We start from the raw sequence: 21,057 nt of genomic DNA, 5'->3' as shown, positions 1-21,057 counted from the left end.
GCCGCGCCCCGCCCGCGTCACTCGGCCAGTCGGGCCGGGAAGCCCCCGGTCGCGATCGGGCCCCACCCGGTGATGGTGATCCTGATCAGCGACTTGCCCTGGCGCTGCATCGCCTGTCGGTACTCGTCCCAGTCCGGGTGCTCGCCGGAGATGCAGCGGAAGTACTCCACCAGCGGTTCGAGGGCCTCGGGCAGGTCGAGCACCTCGGCGGTGCCGTCGACCTGTACCCACGGCCCGTTCCAGTCGTCGGAGAGCACGCAGGCGGACACCCGCGGGTCGCGGCGGATGTTGGCGACCTTCGCGCGCTCGGGATAGCTGGAGATCACCAGCCGTCCCTCGGCGTCGACCCCGGCGGCGACCGGTGACGACTGCGGCCGGCCGTCCGCGCGGGTGGTCATCAGCACCACCCGGTGCCGGGGGCGGAGGAAGTCGAGTAGCTCGTCCCGGTTCACCCGGGTGTTACGAGCGATCGTGGGTGACATCGCTCGTTTCTACCAGGCGTCAGGCGTGCTGGCCGGCGGACGGCTGACTGGGCACGCGGGGGCGCATCGACGGCCGCCAGGCCCGCCCGTTGGCGTAGATGATCCGGAAGCCCAGGTACGACGCCAGCGGCGCCCAGTGCGCCGAGCCCATCCGCAGTTCGGCGGCGTTGTGCCGGCGGCCGTTGGCGAGCACGTCGAGCAGGACCGTCTCGAACGCCGCCGACTCGACCCAGTCCACCTCCCGGGTGAAGCCGCAGATCAACGCGGCACCGGTGACGGCGAGGAAGTCCCGGAGCACCGGTTCGGGGGCACGCAGCACCGAGCAGCTACCGAAGTAGAGGCGCCGCCCCTCGCAGCGCCCGGCCATCAGCTCGGCCACCTCGGTGAGTTCGACCGAGTGCCAGTCGGTGAGGCACAGCCGGTTGGGTTCGCCGTGCATGGCGAAGAAGCCGAGCCGGTGGTCGGCGTACTGCTTCAACAACCAGCGGTCGATGAAGTAGAACAGTTCGTCCCGGGTGGCCGCGTCCTTGTGGATGAAGCGGACCTTGCCCAGGCGTTCGAGCAGTTCGAGAGTGGGCAGCACGGATCCGCGTTCGTTGAGATCCCGGTGCCACTGGCCCTCGACACAGAAGATGCCGCCACGCGCCACGCCCACCTCCCCGTCGTCGCCCGCGCTGACGTTACCGGGCCGGATGGCTCGGGGAACATCACCCTCCGTGGCACCGGCTGCGACCTTCCGCGCCGAAATCGCCTTTCTCGGGCCGCTCGCCGTCGATTGCCTGTTTCGCAAATGGCCTTAATTCCCAGCCAATGCCCAGGTACGGCAAATTGTGAGGACAATTCTCGTTAATCGCCTCCAATCGGCTGGTCCGGTGCGAGGGTGGATCCACGGGACGACCCGGTCGAAGTCCCGGCTGCCACCCCAATTGCTGCCTTCAGGAGGACTTCTGTGCGCGTACACACTGTGAAACGGGCAGTCGTCGCCCTCGCCCTGGCCCTGCCAGGCGCCGCGGTCGCCACGGTGGTCGCCGCGCCACCGGCCCACGCCGACGCCTGCTACACCTGGAACCGCAACCTCTACCAGGGGCGCTCCGGCAGCGACGTACGTGAGCTGCAACTACGGATCGCCGGCTGGGCCGGCAACAACGACATCGTGGAACTCGACGGGCGGTACGGCCCGAAGACCGCCGCCGCGGTTCGCCGCTTCCAGTCGGCGTACGGCATCAGGGTCGACGGGATCGCCGGGCCGCAGACCTTCGCGAAGCTGTACCAGATCCAGGACAACGACTGCACCCCCCGGCACTTCAGCTGGAGCGAGATGGACGAGGGCTGCGGCGGCAGCGGATGGTCCGGTGGCCCGCTGACCACCGCCCAGACCCGGCAGAACGCGCTGCGCACGATGTGGAAACTGGAGGCGCTGCGCAAGAGCCTCGGCGAGCGGCCGCTGATCGTCACCAGTGGCTTCCGCAGCCGCACCTGCAACAGCCGGGTGGGCGGGGCCACGGACAGCCAGCACCTCTACGGCAACGCCGCAGACCTCGTCTCGCGCGACAGGTCGCTGTGCCAGATCGCCCGCCAGGCACGCAACCACGGTTTCAGCGGCATCATCGGGCCGGGCGTGGCCGGCCACAACACCCACGTCCACGTGGACTCGCGGCGGGAGAACAACCAGGACCGCAGCCCGAACACCACCTACTGGGCGGCACCCGACTGCGGGATCCCCGCCGGGAACCGCTGACGGCAGGCTGCATCGCGACGCCGGCCCGGGCGCGGGAGGGGAATGACCGCGCGCTCCGGGCCGGCGTCGTACCGCCGCCGGGCGAGCCCCTCTCAGCTCGCCCGCGGCCAGCGCGGCGCGGTGGTGGGGGGTACCACCGGCCGGCCGGAGCCGGCGGGTCGGGCGCCGGTACGCGCCGCCGGTGCGGCCACCCGCGGCACCGGACCACGCGTCGGGTACCCGGCGGCGCGATCGGGCCGCGCCGGATGTCCCGCCGCCCGGTCGGCCCGTGGCGGGTAGCCGGCGGCACCGGCCGGACGGGCGGCGGCACCGGCCGGACGGGCGGCGGCACCGGCCGGACGGGCGGCGGGGGTACGCCCCGCCGACGGCCCGTTGATCAGGAACGGGAACGGCACGTGCACGAACGGATTGCCGTGCCGGATGAGGGCGTCGAGCTGTCGCTCGTTTAGCCCGTGGTTCAGCAGCACCCGCCGACCCCAGCGATGCAGCCGGCAGGGGAACCGGGCACCGTCGTTGCGGCACAGCGCGCCGGTCGGCCACTCCTCGGCCGCGTGCACGACCACCGCCCGGACGGCCAGCCGGACGTCCTCAGGGGTCAACGGCGTCGGGACCGGCAACTCGCCCAGAATCTGATCGATGGGATCCGTCGACTGCTCATCAACTCGCACGGCAGACCTCCCGCAGCTCCGGTAGCGGTGCGCTTGAGCACCGCACCTCGGGCAGTGGTACGGCCATCGCAGCCGGATAGTTCAAATCCCTTACCGGGTCCGTTACCGGGCCGTCAGACCAGCCCGGCGTCGTGCACGAGCAGGGCCACCTGCACCCGGTTGTTGAGACCGAGACGGGTCAGCAGTCGCGACACGTACGCCTTGACGGTGGCCACGCTCATGTACAGCTCGGCGGCGATCTCGGCGTTGGTACGCCCCTGGCCGAGGGCCACCGCCACGGCGCGTTCCCGCTCAGTCAGACCCTCGATCAGCCGGGCGGCCCGGTCCCGGCGCGGATCGGCCGTCGGGCCCGCCATGACGTGCTCGATGAGGGTCCGGGTCACCGTCGGGGACAGGGTCGCCTCGCCGGCCGCCACCCGACGCACCGCCCGCACGATCTCCAGCGGCGGGGTGTCCTTCAGCAGGAACCCGCCGGCACCGGCCCGCAGCGCCCGCAGCACGTGCTCGTCGGCGTCGAACGTGGTCAACACGAGCACCTCCGGCGGCCGGGGCAGCGCGCGCAGCGCCTCGGTGGCGGCCAGCCCGTCCAGCTGGGGCATCCGAATGTCCATCAGCACCACGTCCGGCCGGCAGGCGGCGACCGCCCGGATGACCTCGCTGCCGTCGGCCGCCTCGCCGACCACCTTCAGGTCGGGCGTACCGCCGAGGATCATCGACAGTCCGGCGCGTACCAACGCGTCGTCGTCCACGATCAGGATCCGCACCGGCCGACCCTCGCCCGGCGCGGTGCCGGCGTCGCCTGCCGCCGGCTCGTTCCCGGCGACCGGCACCGCGTCACGCACCGCCCCTGCCGGCAGCGGGGCGATCACGTCCGCCTCGGGTGGCACCCGACCGGTCACGTCGTCGGCCACGGCAACCAGGCGGCGAGTCGGAAGTCGCCCTGCCCGTCGCGGCCGTGCTCCAGCCGCCCACCGGCGAGGCTGACCCGTTCGGCGATGCCGACCAGTCCGGTGCCGGTGCCGGGGATCGGGATGGGCGACCCGGCTGGCTCGCCCACCGGTCTACGGTTGCGGATCTCGACGCTCAACCCGTCGCCGGGCGCCCCCCTGAGCGCGACCGTGACGGCGGCGCCGGGGGCGTGCTTGCGGGCGTTGGTCAGCCCCTCCTGGACGATGCGGTAGACGCTGCGGCCCACGGCCGCCGGCAACCGGTCCGACGCGGAGACCCGTTCGCACAGGTCGACGCGGACCCCGGCGGCCCGGGAATCGGCGACCAGCTCGGGCAGGTCGTCGAGGGTGGGCTGGGGGCGTTCCGGTTCGTCGGAGAGGGAGTTCTCGGCGCGCAGTACGCCGATCACCGCACGCAGGTCCTGAAGTGCGGCGTGCGCACTGCCCCGGATCACCCCGGCCGCCCGGGCCACCTCCTGCGAGGGCGCGTCGGGACGGAACTCCAGCGCCCCGGCGTGCAGGCTGAGCAGTGAGATCCGGTGGGCGAGCACGTCGTGCATCTCCCGGGCGATGCGGGTGCGCTCCAACTGCCGGGCCTGGGCCACCCGCAGCTGCTGCTCGGCCTCGGCCCGCTCGGCGCGCTCGCGCAGCGACAGCACCAGTTGTCGGCGCGCCCGCACGAACATCCCCCAGGCCAGCACCAGCAGGGTGATCACCACGCCCCAGACGGTGGAGACCCAGTACGGGCTGCCCGGCTCGGGTCGCAGCAGGGCGAAGAACATGTTGGTGAACAGCCCGGCCGCGGTGACCGCCAGGGCGACCGCCGTCCGGCGGTGCACCACCACCGTGAAGTAGATGATCAGCAGGGCGGCGACGGAGGTGATGGAGAACATCGTCAGTGGCAGCGTGACCAGTGCCAGCCCCACCGGCCAGCGACGCCGCCACCAGAGCGCCGCCGAACAGGCCAGACCGAGCAGGGCGTCGGCCGCGATCATCCAGTCGTGCGGGAGCCGCTCGGCCAGCGCCGGGCTCGGGGAGGCGGCGTCGAAGGTGGCCAGCGTCACCCAGGCGAGGCAGACCAGGAAACCGAAGCTGTCGACCAGCCAGTCCCGGGTGGTGCGCCGACGACGACGGGTCGCCGCGCCGAGCGACCCGGGCAGCAGCCACGGGTGCTCCAGTACGACGGCGCTGGTCACAGGCGCAATGGTAGGCAGCCCGGCGGGCACCGGACCAGCTACCAAAGTCGAGACCTGGACGTCGACCTTGGTCTGCGGGAAGCAGACCGATGGCCGCTGCGGTCGGCCGGCCGGCTCGGACAGGCTGACCGCATGATCGCCGTACATCAGCTCACCAAACGGTACGGGCGGCACACCGCCGTCAAGGACGTGTCGTTCCACTGCGAACCGGGCACGGTCACCGGGTTCCTCGGTCCCAACGGGGCCGGCAAGTCGACCACGATGCGCATGATCTGCGGACTCACCCCGCCGACCGCCGGCACCGCCACGGTCGACGGACGTCCGTACCGCCAGTTGCCCAACCCGGGCCGCACGGTCGGCGTGCTGTTGGACGCCTCCGCCCAGCACGCCGGGCGGACCGGCCGGGAGGCGTTGACCGTGGCGGCGGCCACCATGGGTGTCGACCGGCGCAAGGTCGACGAGGTGCTCGACCGGGTGGGGCTGAACGCGGCGGCGGCCCGCCGCCGGGTACGCGCGTACTCGCTGGGCATGCGTCAGCGGCTCGGCCTGGCCCACGCGCTGCTGGGCGATCCCCGGGTGTTGGTCCTGGACGAGCCGGCCAACGGCCTGGACCCGGAGGGGATCTTCTGGATGCGCGGCGTGCTGCGGGACTTCGCCGACCGGGGCGGCACCGTGCTGCTCTCCTCCCATCTCCTGCGTGAGGTGGAGGCGGTCGCGGACCGGCTGGTGGTGATCGGGGGCGGCCGGATCGTGGCCCAGGGCGGCAAGGACGAGTTGCTGGCCGGCGACGGCACTGTCGTGCGCGCACGGGACGTCACGGCGTTGCGGGGCGCGCTGCACCGGAGCGGCCTGGCGGTCAGCGAGGGTTCCGACGGGCTGCTGGTCGGTGCCGACGCCGAGACGGTCGGTGAGGTCGCCCTGGCCGCCGGGGTCGCCCTCACCGAGCTGCGCCCGGCCGGCGGTGGTGGCCTGGAGCAGCTGTTCCTCACCCTCACCGCCACCGCGTCGGACCCCGGCACCGCCACGAACTCCACCACCACCGAGCCGACCGGGGAGGTCGTCCGATGACCACCGTCACCACCGCACCCGAGGTCACTCCGGGGCGTCGCGCGGCCGAGCACCGGCCGTCGCTGGTCCGGCTGACCGCCGTGGAGCTGCGCAAGCTCGTCGACACCCGGGCCGGCCGCTGGCTGCTGATCACCATCGGCCTGATCAGCGCCGTCATCGTCGCGCTTCTGCTGGTGTACGCCGAAGCTGCGGAACAGACCTTCACCACCTTCTTCATCACCTCGCTGTTGCCGGTGGGGGTGCTGCTGCCGGTGCTCGGCATCCTGTCGATCACCAGCGAGTGGTCGCAGCGCACCGCGCTGACCACGTTCGCCCTGGTGCCCCGGCGGGAGCGGGTGATCGTCGCCAAGCTCATCGCGGTGGTGCTGGCGGCGCTCGGGTCGGTGCTGACCAGCCTGGCGTTCGCCGCCGTCGGCACGCTCATCGCCGGTGCCACGGGTGGCTCGGGTACCTGGCGGATCGAGGGCGCCCTGGTGGCGCACGCCGTGGTGTTCCAGGTGGCGAACGTGCTGATGGGGGCGGCGTTCGGGCTGTTGCTGCTGAACACCCCGCTGGCCATCGTGGCCTACCTGGTGCTGCCGATCGCCTGGTCGATCGTGGGCGAGCTGGTCCGGGGGCTGCACCGTGCGGCCGAGTGGCTGGACACCGGACGGACCATGGAGCCGCTGTTCACCGCCGAGGTGACCGCCGGACAGTGGCAACGCCTCGCGGTGTCGCTGCTGGTGTGGCTGGTCGTGCCGCTGGTCGCCGGGCTGGTGCGGACCATGCGGCGGGAGGTGGCATGAGAGCGTACGGCACGCCGAGCGTGGTCAGCGGAGGAGTCCTGGAGCTGGTCGTGCTCTGGGGCGGGATCCCGCTGGCCGGCGGCGCGGCGGGTGGGCTCCTGGCGGCCGGGGCGGGCTGGGTGGCCGGCCTGCCCTGGGCACCCGCGCAGGGACTGTTCCGCGCGGTCGACGGTCTGCCCGACCGGTACGCGCTCGCCGGTGGGGTGGCGGTCGGCGTCCTGGTCGGGTTGGCGATCGCTGTCATCGGCACCGCCGAGCGGGTACGGGTGACCGTGTCGGGCAGCGGCGTCGGGCTGCGTCAGGGCAGCACCCAACGGGAGATCGACCGGCGGACCGTCCGGGCGGTCTACGTGGACGGCAAGGACCTGGTGCTGCTCGATCCGGACGACGCCGAACTTGCCCGGCAGCCCAGTGACCTGCCGGCCGACCGGCTGGCCACCGCCTTCCGGGAGCACGGTTGGCCGTGGCTCGACGGCGATCCGCACCGGGCCGCGTACCGGCGTTGGGTGCCGGACCTGCCGGGGCTGCCGGCCGGCGCGGACGCGCTGCTGCGGGCCCGGCAGCAGGCGCTGGAGCAGGACCGGGGCGGCGAGGCCCGGGAGCTGCGCGCCGAGCTGGCCCGCTACGGCGTGGTGGTCCGCGACGAGGGCAAGCGGCAGCACTTCCGGTTGACCAGCTCCGCCCGGCCACCAGGCTGAGCGGGTCAGGAGAGCAGAGCGGCGGTCAGTACGCCCGCGACGGCCAGCGAGGCGGTCGCCGACGTGACCCGCCACCGTGGCCGGGCGGCACCATTGACCGGCAGCTCCCGCCAGCGGTACGCGGCCAGGGCCAGCCCGGCGCCGGAGGCCGCGAGCCCGAGCGGCCAGAGCCAGCCGGGCACGGCCGACCAGTCGCCCAACTGGTGGCCCAGGGCCGGGTAGAGCAGTGCCCAGACGGCGGCCGGCAGCGCGGTCAGCCGGTCCAGGGTGGGGCGCAGCGCGGTGCCGAGCAGGGACAGGCCACCGATGAAGGTGAACAGCAGCGCGATCCCGACCCCGATCCAGGTGGGCAGCCCCGGCGAGGCGCTGCCGGCCTCGTCGCGGGGTACCCCGAGCAGCCGCAGCCCGATCGGTTCCACTCCCTTGTCGGTGTTGCCGAGCACCACCACTCCCTGTCCGGTGGCCCGGTCGAAGCCGACGTACGAGTGGAAACCGCTGGTGGCACCGTTGTGCCAGGTGATCTCGCGCTCGCCGTAGCGGGTGGTGAACCAGCCGTACCCGATGCGGGTGCGCTCGGTGTCGTCGAAGCGCGGGTCGCGCGCCTCGGCGCCGGGCGCGGTGCCGGCGGCGGTGGCCGTGACCAGCCGCGCGAGATCCTCCACCGTGGACCACCAGCCGATGCCGGCCGGCGCATATCCGGTGCCGACCCACGGATCGGGGGTGCGACCGCTGCCACGGGCACCCTCGGCGCGCCCGGCGGGCAGGGCGTCCGGAGCGGTGACCTGGACGGTCCCGGTCATGCCCAGCGGGGTCAGCAGTTCCCGGTCGAGCAGCTCGGGATAGCTGGTGCCGGCGTCGGCCGCGAGAGCCTGGCCGAGCAGTGCCATGCCGAGGTTCGAGTAGCCGACCTCGCCCCGGCCGCCGCCGGGCGCGTGCTCGTCGGCGGCGGTACGGACCCGGTCGACGTCCTGACCGGCGTACGGGTTGCCCGCCGCGTAGTTGGCCCAGAGCGTGCGCGCCCAGTCGGTGACCGAGCCGAGCGGGACCCGGGGCAGCCCGGAGCGGTGGCTGGCCAGTTCGGCCAGGGTCACGTCGCGCGCGGCACCGGTGACCGCGGGCCATGTCGCGCCGAGGGTGTCGTCGGTGCTTACGGCTCCGGTGCCGGCCCGGTGGGCCAGCAGCATGCCGGTGAGGACCTTGGGCACCGAGCCGACCTCGAACGGGGTGCCCGACTCGACCGGGTTGCCGTCGCGGTCGCGGTCGCCGAGGCCGGCGGTGCGGACCTGACCTCCGTCGATCAGGGCGACGGCGAGCCCACGGTAGCCCGCGGGGTCGTCCACGGCGGCCCGGGCGGCGGCGGCCAGGTCGGCGTCACCGGTGGTCTGTGCGGTCAGCCGGGGTTCCCGGGGCATGACGCCGAGCCCGACCAGGCCGGCGACCACCCCGGCGACCAGGGCGATGACGGACGTCCTGCGCATGACGTGCTCCTTCCGTTCCTGCCGGACCGACGGGCGGCCGTCCTGCCGGCCACGGTGGTGGCCCGGGTCGGCGGGTCGGCGGGTCGGCGGGTGAGGTCAACGACCGGCGGCGGTCAGGATGGCCAGCAACGGGACCACCCGCTCGGCGGGGATGGCGTACCGGCCCCGGCCGGCGCTGCGCAGCCAACCGGCGGCGGTCAGCTGGCGCAGGTGGTGGTGCAGTTGGCCGGTGGTGCCGAGATCCTCGATGCCGGCCAGCTCGGCGGTGCCCTGCCGGCCGCCGAGGATCTCGCGCAGCAGTCGTAGGCGTACCGGATGGGCCAGGGCGGACAGGACGGCCGGCAGGTCGGCCCAGTCGTCGGCCAGCAGGTCGTCGACGCCCCGGCCGTACTGCCAGTCGTAGTGCTGCCCGGCCAGACGGACGGTGCCGGTGTAGAGCACGGCGCCGGAACTGTCCGTGGGCAGTCGTTGCTTGAGCCCGTCGAGTGCCCAGAAGACGCCCTCGGGCGGCGATGCCGGCCGATCCGCGTCGCCGAGCCGATCGACCAGCCCGGCGACCTGCGCCTCCAGCGCGGCCAACCGCTCCTCCACGTTCGCCATTATTCGATGGTACGAACTTACGTAGTTACGTGCAAACGGAGGAAGATCGACTTTTCGCCGGACGGCCCGCTACCGTCGGTCGTCTTGGGGAGGTACGTCGATGTATGTCGTGTCCGTAATCAACTACAAGGGCGGGGTCGGCAAGACCACGGTGACCGCCAACCTGGGGGCCGAACTGGCCAACCGGGGCATGAAGGTGCTGCTCATCGACCTCGACCCGCAGGCCAGCCTGACCTTCGGCTTCTACGACCCGGACGACTGGCGGGAACGACTGCGCGACAGCCGGACGGTGAAGCGCTGGTACGACGGCCTGCGCGAGGGCAACCCGTCGGTCACTCTCGGTGAACTGGTGGTCTCACCCGGCCCGGCCAACGCCCGGCTCACCGGCGCCGGGCGGCTCGACCTGATCGCCTCGCACCTGCAACTGGTCGACATCGACCTGGCCCTGGCCCGCAGCGTCGCCGGTGGCGAGGAGTACGACGCCGAGCTGTTCCGGGTCCGAGGTTCGCTCGCCGAGGGGCTGCTCGCCGACGGGCTCGACCCGTACGACATGGTGCTGATCGACTGCCCGCCGAACTTCAACGTGGTCACCCAGTCGGCCATCATCGCCAGTGACCACCTGGTCATCCCGGCGAGGGCCGACTACCTGTCCACCCTCGGCATCGACTACCTGCACGGCAACGTGCGGGAACTGGTCGAGCAGTACAACGCCGACGCCCGCCGGTTCGCCACCGTACGCCGGCACCAGAAGGTCGCCCCCGGCGTGGCCGGCGTGGTCTTCACGATGATCCAGTTGCTGTCGCGGCAGCCCATCGCCACCCACCAGAGCTACATGGACCAGGTCCGCAACCTGGGGCTGCCGGTCTTCACCACCGCGCTGCGGGAGAACGTCACCCTCTACGCGACGAACACCCCGCGCGGTGTGCCGGTGGTGCTGCGCGACCGCGTCACCGTGCCCGCCGTACGCGACGAGCTGCGCCGCCTCGCCACCGAGTTCCTCGACCACCTGCAACCGGACCGGCAGTCGGCATGAGCGAGCGACAGCGAGCGAATCATCAACTCTGCGCGTCGGTGCCTCATGGCGGCCCGCAGCGCAGCGGAGGGCCGGCATGAGCAGCCGCGACGACGTGACCGACACCGTCGACCGGTTGGCCACCATGACCAGCCGCACCGACGGTACGGCGTACCTCTCCCCCTGGCCGCTGCGCGACCTGCGGAAGCTGGCCGCGGACCTGGGGCTGCGCGGCGTCGCCGGGCTGCGCAAGGCGGACCTGGTCGAGCGGCTGGTCGAGCACACCATCGGCTACCGCCTCACCTCCACCGCGCTACGCCGCCGCTGAGCCGCGCGGGCACTTGTCACCCGCCGGTGCTGGCCGGCTGGCGCGACCGGCCGCTGCCGCCGGTGGCCTGACGGCCGATCACGGTCCGTTCGGCCGGATGCGCCGACGGCACCCGGTCGAGCAGGGCCCGGTAGGGGTTACGCAACGCCCGTTCCCGGTGGCTGGTCCAGCGCGTGAGCACGACGATCGCGCCCGCCAGCGCGACGACCACCACGACGGTGAACGTGATGCCCAGCCAACCGGCCACGGTGGCGAACGCGACCGGCGCACCCGCACCCGCCAGTCCGACCCCACTGAGCATCAGAGCGACGGCAGGCATCCACAGCAGGTCGCGGTCGGCTGGCATGAACAGTGCGACCACGAAGGAGATGACGAGAATTCCCGCGCACATCAGTACGAGCGCCGCCAGGTCCTCCGTCCCCCACGCCCACCGACGACCGAGCACCGTGCTGAACGACCGGATGATCGCGATGCCGATCAGGGCCACAGCGGCCAGTACCCCGAGCGTCACGGCGACGTTGCGCAGGAAGACCAGGACCGTGGGTGACTCCGGCCGCTCGTTGAGCGTCCGCCAGTCACGCAGATCGGCGTCGAGCCGGGCGGCTGTCCACAGGCGACCGGCCAGCTCGGCCAGCACCGGCGTCGGAAGGCTGGCCAGCAACGCGACCCGCCAGCCGGACACCCGACGCTCAAGGGCCCGCATCGCCAAGTCGCGTGCCGCCTCGGGCTCCCGCCGGACGATCACCTCGAGCATGCCGCGAATCTCGTACTCCCCGACAACGCCGGAGAGCAGCCGCTTGTAACCGAGGCTGTGCGCCTTGCGGCTCAGCTCCTCGGTCAGCTCCTTGGGCATCGGGTCATCGACGAACACGCCGGGTCGCGTGACGAGGCCGACCGCGAGACGCACGTCGACGGCGCCGAGATCGCTGGGCGCGTCGTTCGTCGACTCGAGGATCAGCCAGCCGAGGCGGCCCATCGTCCGGGCGATGGCGGTACCCGGCTCGAAGGGCGCCCACAACCAGTCGTACCACTCCGCGCCGGGCAGGCGTCCCGGTCGCCGGTCGGTCAACCGCGCCGTCGCGGCCGCCACGGCCGCCGCCTCCACGGGCGCGGGGTCGAACCTGCGGAGTTCGTTCTCCACGTCCGGTGCGCCGACCAGGACGGCCAACCGCCACGCCGCGCGCACGGCGACCCGCCGGTGGCGTCCCCACAGCAGCTCCGCGAGGGCCACCGCAGCGGCGGGCGTGCCGATGGCGGCCAGGTCGTCCACGGCCGCCACCAGGCCGTCGTCGGCCCGGGCGGCCAGTGTGGGAATGGCCAGTTCCCCGGTGGCCCGCAACGCCGTACGGGCCGCCGGCACCCGGGCCGCCATCTCGCTCAGCAGCTCGATCGCCTCGCGGCGGCGGGACTCCGCGAGGACCGCCACGGCGTCCACGGCCTCCGGGCCACCGGCCCACGCCTGGTGCCGCAGCCCCTCGAACAGTTGCTGGCCGAACGGCCCCGGATTACCGGCCACCGCGCCGAGCGCCGCCAGCACCAGGTGCTTGTCGGCGACCGGCGCACCGAGCAATCGAAGGTGACTGTCCACTACGGCTCCGGCCAGGTTCTCGTCGATCTGCCGGGCCTCGGCGACGCACTCCAGGGCGAGCAGCCTGTCCCGCTCGTCGCCGGCGAAGATCTGCCGGACCACCCCGGAGGCGTCGCGGTTCGCCCCGGCGCACCAGAGTTTCACCGTCTCCCGCCACCTGCGCGGGTTCTCCCGGTACAGCCCGAGCAGCCGGTCGGGGTCGTCGGCGAGTTCCACCGCCGCCAGGTACTCCTGCAGGGTCATGTGGGCGAACTCGTAGAGCAGGTTGTTGTCGTCGATGCGGATCAGCAGCCCGCTGCGCTCCACGATCTCGTCGACCATGCGCGGCAGGTGCTCCTCGGCCAGGCGGAACCGGGGCAGGATGCGGGCGAGTTCGGCGTACACCTCCGCCTCGCCGATCACCCGATGGTCCGTGCCCTGGGACCGGCCGCCCTGCGCGGCCAGCGCGATCGCCCGCAGCGCCATGAGTTTGTGACCCGCCTGGTAGCGGGCCAGGTTGCGGTGCCGGCCGAGATCCCGGTCCCGGCGCAGCAGGTGGTCGATGGCCTGCTGGTAGAACTCGGCCCGCGAGTTGGTCACCATCGGGCCGGTGCCCGCGTCCGCCTCGTACAGCGTGGTGATCATCGTGAGCATGAGCGGGCTGCGGGCCAGCCGCATCATCGTCGCGCTCGACCGCAGCTCCGCCATGAGCTGCTCCACGATGTGCCGAGGGTCGGTCCGCACCTCGTCACGGCCGTGCTGCTCCTCACCCATGGCCGAGCCCCGGTTGAACCACAGCCGCAGGAAGTGCCGGATGCCGGCGTCGTCGAAGCCGGTCACCCGGATCTCCCGGTCGAAGACGGGCCGCAGGTCGCCGTCGTAGACCGCGTCACGGCAGGTCACCACGATCTGCGTCGTCGAATGACGCTCGGCGAACTCCTTGATGTCCTCGGCGACAGTGGCCCGCCGCTCGGTGACCACCTCGTCGAGCCCGTCGAGGAACACGCAGAGTCGGCCACTGGCGAGCGCCATCTCGGCGACCTGATGCGCGTCGGCGACGAGCGGGCGGGCGGGGCGGTGCCGACGGCGACGCCCGGATTCCTCGTCGAGCCGGCCGAGAGCCTCCGTGATCAGCTGCCGGATGGTGCGGCCGTCCGGATTGGATCGAGCCAGTTCGACCAGGACCGGTACTCGCTCGAACCGCTCGGGCGCGGCGGCCCAGCGCACCATCGAGTGCCGCAGCAGCATCGACTTTCCGGCGCCCGCCGCACCGAGGATCACCGTGCGTCGGCGGCCCTGGAGGTCGCGGTAGACGTCGACCCGCCGACCGTCCTGCTCGTACTCCAATGGCACGTACACCTCGTCGAGCGCGACCGAGACGTCCCGGAGAAAGCCGAGTTCCATCCGGTTGTAGGTGCGGGCGACCCAGGCGCGGTAGCGACGCCACTCGTCCCGCCGGATGCCGCGCCGCCGACCGGCGACAAGACCCCACAGCCGCGCCAGGAGTGACCTGGCCCAGTCGGCGAAGAACTGTTGCACCACCCCGACGAGCACCGCCACCAGGAAGAGCCCGAGTCCCGCGTACTCCCAGCCGAATGGCAGGTCCGGCAGCTCCGGCACGGCACAGCTCCTCTACTCAGTGAGATCGGACAGGAACACACCGTATGGGCGGGGCTGCCGGTCCGCACCGGGCTCAGGTGTCACCGTCGATGGACCTTCGGCCATGCGGGGAGGGTCAAGGGGTTGACCTCGAGTGCGCTCGAAGACGCAGGCTGATGCGGCGTCCACCCCTTCGGGCGCACGAGAGGAGTTCTGATGCGTTACCGCACGATCGGCAGTGACCCGCGTACCCGGCGCGAGGTCAGCGTGCTCAGCCTCGGCGCGATGCTGTTCGGCACGAAGACCGACGAGGCCACCTCGTACGCGATCCTGGACCGGTTCGTCGAGGCCGGCGGCACCTTCATCGACACGTCGAACAACTACGCGTTCTGGATGACCGGCGGGCAGGGCGGCGACAGCGAGGAGTTGCTGGGCCGGTGGCGGCGCAGCCGGGGCGTCGGCGACGAGATCGTCATCGCCACGAAGCTCGGCGCGCGACCGCTGGCCCCCGGCACCAGCTATGTCGACAATCGGGAGGGGCTGTCGGCCAAGGTGATCCGGGAGTCCGCGGAACGCAGCCGGGAACGTCTCGGCGTGGACCGGCTGGACCTGCTCTACGCCCACATCGAGGACCACGAGGTGCCGATCCGGGAGACCGTGGAGGGCTTCGCCGAACTGGTCGCCGAGGGCACGGTCGGGCTGCTCGGGGCGAGCAACCACCGCACCTGGCGGGTCGAGCGGGCCCGCGCGCTGGCCGCCGCGGCCGGCCTGCCCGGGTACGAGGTGCTCCAGTACCACCGCAGCTACCTGCCCGCCCGGCTGGACGGACCGACCGACCTCGACCCCGACGGCAACGTGGGGGCAGTCGGCGGCGACCTGGTCAGCTACCTGCGGGCCGAACCCGGCCTGACCCTGGTGTCGTACGGGTCACTGCTGTGGGGCGCCTACGTCCGTCCGGACAAGCCGCTGGGGCCGGAGTACGACCTGCCGAGCGCACCGGTTCGGCTGGCCGCGCTGCGGGAGGTGGCGGAGCAGACCGGAGCGACGGTCAACCAGGTGGTCCTGGCCTGGCTGATCGACGGTGAGATCCCCACCATCCCGCTGGTGGGAGTCTCCTCGGTGGCGCAGTTGGACGAGAGCCTCGCGGCCGTGGACCTGGAACTGACGCCCGAGCAGCGGCACCGGCTCGACACCGCCTGGTAACGGGGGCCGGCAGCGCCACCGGCGCACTGCCGGCGGGTGGTGTCAGGACAGCCGCCGCTAGATCTGATCTAGCGGCGGCTGTCCGCCGTCTCGCGCCTGTGGGGTGAGCCGGTCACCGCCGGCCATCACCCGCCGTCCGGCGTCGTTGTAGCAGGCGGGCGGCCACGGGAGGAAGATTCTGTCGTACCCGTGGGATGTGGTGGGGCGTCGGATCGCGGTGTTGACACGCGACCGGCTCGCAGGTGTGACGAGCGGAAGGAACAACCCAATCATGAGTAGACGGACCGGCCTCGCCATCGAGGCCGAGGGTCTGACCCGGTCGTTCGGTGAGACCCGTGCACTCGCCGGCATAGACCTCCAGGTTCCTGCCGGCGCCGTGTACGGCCTGCTCGGTCCGAACGGGGCCGGCAAGACCACGGCGGTACGCGTGCTGGCCACCCTGCTGCGCCCGGACGGCGGGCAGGCCCGCGTGTTCGGTCACGACGTGGTCGCCGAGGCCGACGCGGTGCGCGCCCGGGTCAGTCTGACCGGCCAGTACGCCTCGGTCGACGAGGACCTGACCGGCATGGAGAATCTCATCCTGCTGGGCCGGCTGCTCGGGCTGCCCAAGTCCGCCGCCCGGCAACGGGCGGAGCAGTTGCTGACCGCGTTCGGGTTGACCGAGGCGGCCGGACGGCAGGTGAAGAAGTACTCGGGTGGCATGCGGCGGCGCATCGACATCGCGGCGAGCATCCTCAACACCCCCGACCTGCTGTTCCTCGACGAGCCGACGACCGGACTGGACCCGCGCAGTCGCAACCAGGTGTGGGAGATCGTCCGGGCGGTGGTGGCGCACGGCACGACCGTGCTGCTGACCACGCAGTACCTGGACGAGGCGGACAAGCTGGCCAGCCGGATCGCGGTGGTCGACCACGGCCGGGTGATCGCGGAGGGCACCCCGGGCGAGTTGAAGTCGTCGGTCGGCTCCGGCACGGTCCACCTGCGGCTGCGGGACGCGGACCAGCGGCCCGAGGCCGAGCGGGTGCTGCGCGCGGCGCTGAGCGTACCGGTCCAGTTGGAGGCCGATCCGGTGGCGATCACCGCCCGGGTCGGCGGTGACGGCAGCGACCTGGACGCCAGCGCCCAGGCCGCCCTGGCGTTGGGCGAGCTGTCGCGCGCCGGGATCGTGGTCGACGACTTCTCCCTCGGCCAGCCGAGCCTGGACGAGGTCTTCCTGGCCCTGACCGACCACCCCGCCGTGCCGGCCGAGGACGAGCGGGACGACGAGCTGGAGGCAGCCCGATGAGCAGCGACACCGCCACCTCGACCGGCCGGGCGCCGACGGTCTACGTCCCCTCGTCCGAGGCGTTGGCGACGGTCCTCGCGCCGGGTGCCCGACCGCCGCGGCCGAGCCCGCTGTCGGCGTCCCTGACGTTCAGCTGGCGCGCCCTGCTGAAGATCAAGCACGTGCCGGAGCAGCTCTTCGACGTGACCGCGTTCCCGATCATCATGGTGCTGATGTTCACGTACCTGTTCGGTGGCGCTCTCGCCGACAGCCCCCGTGACTACCTGCAGTTCTTCCTGCCGGGCATCATGGTGACCAGCGTCGTGATGATCACCATGTACACCGGTGTCGGGTTGAACACCGACATCGAGAAGGGCGTCTTCGACCGGTTCCGGACACTCCCGGTGTGGCGGCCCGCCGCCCTGGTCGGCATGATCGTCGGCGACGTGCTGCGCTACGTCCTCGCGGCGGTGGTGATCCTCACCGTCGGCCTGGTGCTCGGTTTCCGTCCGGACGGCGGCGTGGTCGGCGTCCTCACCGGGATCGGCCTGCTGGTGGTCTTCTCGTTCGCGTTCTCCTGGGTGTGGACGTTCTTCGGGCTGATCCTGCGCAGCGAGAAGTCGGTGATGGGGGTCAGCATGATGGTGCTGTTCCCGTTGACGTTCCTGAGCAACGTCTTCGTCGACCCGTCCACCATGCCCGGCTGGCTTCAGGCGTTCGTCAAGGCCAACCCGATCACGCATCTGGTCTCCTCGGTGCGCGCCGCGATGGCCGGCACGACGGACACGTCCGCCATGATGTGGATGCTCCTCTGGAGCGCCCTCTTCATCGTCGTTTTCGGCACCCTCACCATGTACCGCTACAACCGCCGCTGACCCACCCCCGGCACCGTTGGTCATGAGGTTGGCGGCACTCTGAAGATCAGAGATTGCCGTCAACCTCATGGTCAACTTGGGTCGGGTCGCGTCAGAGGTGCCAGGGGACGGGGGTGGGTGGGAGGTAGCGGCAGGCGGCGCCGGTGGAGACCGTGCCGCGCAGGTGGGCGGCGAGCGGTGGGTGCCGCTGATCGAGACGCCGCAGGGTGTCGCGGATGCGGGCGGTCACCGTCTTGCGGGCCCGTTCCGCCTCGTCGCCGAGCCGACGGGTACGTCCGGCCAACCCGGCGGCGGCCCGCAACTGGTCGATCAGCGCCTGCCGCTCGGTGTCCAGCGCCGCCACCCTGCCCTCGTCGCCGCGCCGGGCCGCCAGGTCGATCTCGTCGTCGAGCCGTTCCAGGTGACGCCGGTAGCGGTTCTTCGCTTCGTCGTCGAGCACCTCGTCACCGCCCATCCGGCGGGCGGCGACCAGCTCCGGACCGGCGGCCGGGTCGAGCAGTTCGACCGCGGGCACGTCGACGCCCGGTCGGCCGAGCAGCAGGCGCAGGTCGTGCAGTCCCTTGGCGTCGGGCAGGTGGACAGTGCGCCCGTCGAAGGTGAGTCGCCAGACGGCACCGTCCCGTCGGAACTCGTACGCCGGCCCCACCGCTCCACCGTTCGCGGCCGCCCCCACCGGCACCGACCCCGCCACCCCGACCGGTCGCGGCCCGGTTACGGCCGGCCCCATCCCCGCCGCACTCAGTGCGGCTGCTGCCGATCCCGCCGCCGAACCGGCCACCGCCGAACCGGCCACCGCCGAACCGGCCACCGCCGGGCCGACCGACGCTGGGCCGGCCGACACCGGACCGACCGACACCGGACCGGCCGAGGCTGGGCCGGCCGACACCGAGCCGGACGAGTCGGCGCCGGGCACGGTCGGGGTGGCCGGCGGGGCCGGCGTTGCGGTGGCGAGTCGGGCCAGGACCTGCGGCATGTCGAGTTCGCGGGCCTCCCGCTCGGCGTCGGCGCGCAGGGCGGCGGCGCTCGCCGCGTCACCGGTGCCGCCACGGGCGGTCAGTGCGTCGGCGAGTGCCGCGCGGGCGATCAGCGACCACGGGCGGGAACCCATCCGGTCGGCGGCGGCGCGGGCGGCGGAGAACCCTTCGACCGCGTCGTCCCAGCGCCGCTCGGCGGCGTCGACCACGGCGAGCCAGTGGTCGACCGGGCCGCTGAGGTCGCAGCCGTACAGCGAGACGAGCCACTGGCCCCGGTACGGCAGCAGAGCCGCACGGACTTCGGCGCAGCGGCTCGGGTCGGCGACCGTGGCGTGGGCCCGCAACCGCAACCACAGCGGGGAGATCGAGTTGGCGAACCGGGTACCGGCGGCCTCGAACTCCCCGGTGAGACGGGCGGCGGTGCCGTGGTCACCACGTTCGGCGGCGGTGATCGCCCGCAGCAGGCCGAGATGGGGATGGTCGGCGGGAGTGAGCCCGTCGAGCAGAGTGTCGGCCTCGTCGGAGCAGCCCCGCAGCACCAGCAGCGCCCAGCGCAGGTGATGACCGAGAAAGGCGTGGTCGGCGTGCTCCCACTCGTCCAGTTCACCCAGTTCGGCGTAGCAGGTCTCGGCCGCCGCGAAGTCGCCCCGGAAGGCGTTGATGATGCCGCTGTCGATGGCCGCCGCCATCCGGTGCCGGGGTTTGCCGGTCGCCCGCCCGCCGGCCACGAAGGCGGTGAGTTCGTCGAGGTAGTGCGGGTCACCGAGTTCCACCAGCGCCACCCAGCGCAGGGAGGTGGACCACAGCTCGGTCTCCCGGTCGCTGTTGCGGCGGGCGACGTCGCGGATCTCCGCGGTGAGAGCGGCCCGTTCGGGAGCCGTACCCAACCCCCAGGTGGAATCGTGGCGCACCCACAGGCTGAAGGTGAGCGCCTCGTCGTCCCGGGTCGACCGCGCGAGCGTCTCGGATGCGGTGATCAGGTCGGCTTCGAGGACGGCCGGCCCGGCGCTGTCGTCCGGTTCGCCGATGAGCCGCCGGTACGCCTCGCGCAGCAACGCCTCACCGTCGACGCCGGGTATGGCCTCGACCTGCCAGTGGCGACGCACGTTGAGGGCGAACCGGGCCAGCGCCGCCGAGTCGTCGACCATCAGGGCGAACGCCGTGGCATCGCTGAGCAGTTGGCGTGCCTCCTCGCGCTGGCCGGTGTGGAACAGTTGGTCGGTCAACGCCGTCATGATCTTGACTCGTTGGAGGTCGTCCCGCACCACCTCCAACGCCCGCCGCAGGTGGACGGTGGACTCGTCAAGCGCCAGCCGGCACCTCGCGTCGCGAGCGGCGTCGAGCAGCAGCTCGGTGACGCGGAACGCGTCGAGCCGCGTACCGGCCAGCCACGCGTGGCGGGCCACGTCCGCCGGGATCAGCAACCTGCCCAGGGCCTCGTGCTCCTCGACGGCCCGCACCACGGTGGCGTGCCAGTTGGTTCGCTCGTCATCGGAGAGACCGTCGTAGAGCGTCTCACGCACCAGATCGTGGACGAAGGCGTACCGGCCGTCGCCGAGAGCGAGCAGCAGTCGCGCGGTGACCGCGACGTCCAGCAGCTCACCGACCCGGGTCGACGGCAGGCCGGCACAGGCGGCGAGCACCTCACCGTGGCACTCCCGCCCCAGCACGGCGGCGCCGGTGAGCGCGTCGGTCACCATGGTGGGCAGGTGGTCCAGCCGACGCCGAACCACCTCCCGGACGCCGGGTGGAATGGTGGCCAGCGCGCCGTCGGCGTGCCACAGCCGAGCGGTCTGCTCCACGAAGAACGGGTTGCCGCCGGTACGCCGGTGCACGTCGTCGACGCACTGCGGGTCGGGCACCCGACCGGCGGTGCGGGCCATCAACGCGCCGACCTCGTCCCGGGCCAGGCCGGTGAGGCTGATCGTGGTGGCCTTGGCCACCAGCGACATCAGCAACGGACGCAGCGGATGGTCGGTGGCCTCCACCTCGGCGTCGCGGTACGTGCCGACGAGCAGCAGCCGCTCGAACCAGGTGTGCTGGGCGGCGAAGCGCAACAGCCGCATCGACGCCGCGTCGGCCCAGTGCAGGTCGTCGAGGATCACCATGACCGGCCGGCGCTGCGAGACCGCGACCAGGGCGGTGGTGACCGCGTCGTAGAGGGCGAACGCCTCCTGCTCCGCCGTGTCACCCTCGCCATGAGGCGTGGCCGGTGTCAGGGCGCTGCCCTCGCCGAGCAGCAGCGCGAGCGCCGGCTCGGCGGAATCCCGGGCCACCGCCCAGTCCTCCGGCGAGCGCCGCAACCGGCGCAGCACCTGCGTCCAGGGCCAGTAGCCGGGGGCGCTCGTCGAGTCCCAGCAGGCACCGCCGAGCACCAGCGCACCCTGTCGGCGGGCCTCGTCGGCGGCGGCGGTCACCAGGGTCGTCTTGCCGATGCCGGGCTCCCCGGCGACCAGGACCAGGCCGCCGTGGCTGGCCGTGGCCCGGTCGACCTCGCCCCGCAACAGGCTGGCGGGATGATCCCGCCCGATCATGGCTCCGCCGGCCTGCGCCCTCATGGCAACCGACGGTAGCC

The 21,057-nt window shown here is 72.5% G+C and carries 18 protein-coding genes; 9 read left to right on the top strand and 9 right to left on the bottom strand.

The features are described 5' to 3' along the window. Positions 1-17: 17 nt before the first annotated feature. Positions 18-482: a PPOX class F420-dependent oxidoreductase gene (locus SM447_RS00545; RefSeq protein ID WP_474570722.1), complete on the bottom strand. Its 465-nt coding sequence runs from the start codon at positions 480-482 to the stop codon at positions 18-20. Positions 483-501: 19 nt separating this feature from the next. After that, on the bottom strand, positions 502-1,131 hold the full coding sequence (locus tag SM447_RS00540) for a DUF6642 family protein (protein WP_474570721.1): 630 nt from the start codon (positions 1,129-1,131) through the stop codon (positions 502-504). Positions 1,132-1,431: 300 nt separating this feature from the next. Between SM447_RS00540 and SM447_RS00535 the strand changes: the two genes are divergently transcribed. Continuing rightward, complete coding sequence (locus SM447_RS00535) at positions 1,432-2,220, top strand: D-Ala-D-Ala carboxypeptidase family metallohydrolase (RefSeq protein WP_474570720.1); 789 nt, start codon at positions 1,432-1,434, stop codon at positions 2,218-2,220. Between the two features lie 92 nt (positions 2,221-2,312). Here the strand turns inward: SM447_RS00535 and SM447_RS00530 are convergent, their stop codons facing one another. The 3 genes from SM447_RS00530 to SM447_RS00520 form a co-directional block, all read right to left on the bottom strand. Then, positions 2,313-2,888 carry a hypothetical protein gene (locus tag SM447_RS00530; RefSeq protein ID WP_474570719.1) on the bottom strand — a complete coding sequence of 192 codons (576 nt, stop codon included), beginning with the start codon at positions 2,886-2,888 and terminating at the stop codon, positions 2,313-2,315. 113 nt (positions 2,889-3,001) lie between these two features. Then, positions 3,002-3,718, bottom strand: coding sequence for a response regulator (locus SM447_RS00525; protein WP_474571216.1), 717 nt, complete (start codon positions 3,716-3,718; stop codon positions 3,002-3,004). A 65-nt stretch (positions 3,719-3,783) separates the two neighbouring features. Beyond that, positions 3,784-5,031: a sensor histidine kinase gene (locus SM447_RS00520; protein ID WP_474570718.1), complete on the bottom strand. Its 1,248-nt coding sequence runs from the start codon at positions 5,029-5,031 to the stop codon at positions 3,784-3,786. Positions 5,032-5,163: 132 nt separating this feature from the next. Between SM447_RS00520 and SM447_RS00515 the strand changes: the two genes are divergently transcribed. Genes SM447_RS00515 through SM447_RS00505 form a run of 3 tightly spaced genes read left to right on the top strand, consistent with a single transcriptional unit; the run spans position 5,164 to position 7,582 of the window. Then, complete coding sequence (locus SM447_RS00515) at positions 5,164-6,099, top strand: ABC transporter ATP-binding protein (protein WP_474570717.1); 936 nt, start codon at positions 5,164-5,166, stop codon at positions 6,097-6,099. After that, entirely contained in the window at positions 6,096-6,884 is a 789-nt protein-coding gene (locus SM447_RS00510; RefSeq protein ID WP_474570716.1) for an ABC transporter permease, read from the top strand. The genes SM447_RS00515 and SM447_RS00510 overlap by 4 nt, the downstream gene beginning before the upstream one ends. Continuing rightward, the gene (locus tag SM447_RS00505) at positions 6,881-7,582 is read left to right on the top strand and encodes a YqeB family protein (RefSeq protein WP_474570715.1); all 702 of its coding nucleotides are present in this window, start codon (positions 6,881-6,883) and stop codon (positions 7,580-7,582) included. The genes SM447_RS00510 and SM447_RS00505 overlap by 4 nt, the downstream gene beginning before the upstream one ends. Positions 7,583-7,587: 5 nt before the next feature. Here SM447_RS00505 and SM447_RS00500 read toward each other — a convergent pair whose 3' ends face one another. After that, positions 7,588-9,060, bottom strand: coding sequence for a serine hydrolase domain-containing protein (locus SM447_RS00500; protein ID WP_474570714.1), 1,473 nt, complete (start codon positions 9,058-9,060; stop codon positions 7,588-7,590). Positions 9,061-9,156: 96 nt separating this feature from the next. Next, entirely contained in the window at positions 9,157-9,660 is a 504-nt protein-coding gene (locus SM447_RS00495; RefSeq protein WP_474570713.1) for an ArsR/SmtB family transcription factor, read from the bottom strand. 100 nt (positions 9,661-9,760) lie between these two features. Between SM447_RS00495 and SM447_RS00490 the strand changes: the two genes are divergently transcribed. Together SM447_RS00490 and SM447_RS00485 are read left to right on the top strand one after the other, a co-directional pair. Continuing rightward, on the top strand, positions 9,761-10,693 hold the full coding sequence (locus SM447_RS00490; RefSeq protein ID WP_474570712.1) for a ParA family protein: 933 nt from the start codon (positions 9,761-9,763) through the stop codon (positions 10,691-10,693). 76 nt (positions 10,694-10,769) lie between these two features. Next, on the top strand, positions 10,770-11,000 hold the full coding sequence (locus SM447_RS00485; RefSeq protein WP_474570711.1) for a Rho termination factor N-terminal domain-containing protein: 231 nt from the start codon (positions 10,770-10,772) through the stop codon (positions 10,998-11,000). A 16-nt stretch (positions 11,001-11,016) separates the two neighbouring features. Here the strand turns inward: SM447_RS00485 and SM447_RS00480 are convergent, their stop codons facing one another. Further along, positions 11,017-14,187, bottom strand: coding sequence for an NACHT domain-containing protein (locus SM447_RS00480; protein ID WP_474570710.1), 3,171 nt, complete (start codon positions 14,185-14,187; stop codon positions 11,017-11,019). A gap of 195 nt (positions 14,188-14,382) precedes the next feature. On the opposite strand from SM447_RS00480, the gene SM447_RS00475 reads away from it, so the two are divergent. The 3 genes from SM447_RS00475 (at position 14,383) to SM447_RS00465 (ending at position 17,508) form a co-directional block, all read left to right on the top strand. After that, positions 14,383-15,369 carry an aldo/keto reductase gene (locus SM447_RS00475; RefSeq protein WP_474570709.1) on the top strand — a complete coding sequence of 329 codons (987 nt, stop codon included), beginning with the start codon at positions 14,383-14,385 and terminating at the stop codon, positions 15,367-15,369. A 271-nt stretch (positions 15,370-15,640) separates the two neighbouring features. After that, entirely contained in the window at positions 15,641-16,654 is a 1,014-nt protein-coding gene (locus SM447_RS00470) for an ATP-binding cassette domain-containing protein (protein WP_474570708.1), read from the top strand. Then, entirely contained in the window at positions 16,651-17,508 is an 858-nt protein-coding gene (locus SM447_RS00465) for an ABC transporter permease (protein ID WP_474570707.1), read from the top strand. Before SM447_RS00470 ends, SM447_RS00465 begins: the two co-directional genes overlap by 4 nt. A 91-nt stretch (positions 17,509-17,599) precedes the next feature. Here the strand turns inward: SM447_RS00465 and SM447_RS00460 are convergent, their stop codons facing one another. Then, entirely contained in the window at positions 17,600-21,040 is a 3,441-nt protein-coding gene (locus tag SM447_RS00460; RefSeq protein ID WP_474570706.1) for an ATP-binding protein, read from the bottom strand. Positions 21,041-21,057 lie beyond the last annotated feature (17 nt).

The sequence above is a fragment of the Micromonospora aridisoli genome (assembly GCF_056150025.1).
The sequence above is the reverse complement of the archived record's forward strand: the minus strand, read 5'-3'. Positions and strand labels throughout refer to the sequence as shown.

What these genes read in the sequence shown, in the direction of transcription:
- SM447_RS00545 (WP_474570722.1), bottom strand. Translation starts at nt 482, where the DNA reads ATGTCACCCACGATCGCTCGTAACACCCGGGTGAACCGGGACGAGCTA.
- SM447_RS00515 (WP_474570717.1), top strand. Translation starts at nt 5,164, where the DNA reads ATGATCGCCGTACATCAGCTCACCAAACGGTACGGGCGGCACACCGCC.
- SM447_RS00510 (WP_474570716.1), top strand. Translation starts at nt 6,096, where the DNA reads ATGACCACCGTCACCACCGCACCCGAGGTCACTCCGGGGCGTCGCGCG.
- SM447_RS00505 (WP_474570715.1), top strand. Translation starts at nt 6,881, where the DNA reads ATGAGAGCGTACGGCACGCCGAGCGTGGTCAGCGGAGGAGTCCTGGAG.
- SM447_RS00500 (WP_474570714.1), bottom strand. Translation starts at nt 9,060, where the DNA reads ATGCGCAGGACGTCCGTCATCGCCCTGGTCGCCGGGGTGGTCGCCGGC.
- SM447_RS00495 (WP_474570713.1), bottom strand. Translation starts at nt 9,660, where the DNA reads ATGGCGAACGTGGAGGAGCGGTTGGCCGCGCTGGAGGCGCAGGTCGCC.
- SM447_RS00490 (WP_474570712.1), top strand. Translation starts at nt 9,761, where the DNA reads ATGTATGTCGTGTCCGTAATCAACTACAAGGGCGGGGTCGGCAAGACC.
- SM447_RS00485 (WP_474570711.1), top strand. Translation starts at nt 10,770, where the DNA reads ATGAGCAGCCGCGACGACGTGACCGACACCGTCGACCGGTTGGCCACC.
- SM447_RS00475 (WP_474570709.1), top strand. Translation starts at nt 14,383, where the DNA reads ATGCGTTACCGCACGATCGGCAGTGACCCGCGTACCCGGCGCGAGGTC.
- SM447_RS00470 (WP_474570708.1), top strand. Translation starts at nt 15,641, where the DNA reads ATGAGTAGACGGACCGGCCTCGCCATCGAGGCCGAGGGTCTGACCCGG.
- SM447_RS00465 (WP_474570707.1), top strand. Translation starts at nt 16,651, where the DNA reads ATGAGCAGCGACACCGCCACCTCGACCGGCCGGGCGCCGACGGTCTAC.
- SM447_RS00460 (WP_474570706.1), bottom strand. Translation starts at nt 21,040, where the DNA reads ATGAGGGCGCAGGCCGGCGGAGCCATGATCGGGCGGGATCATCCCGCC.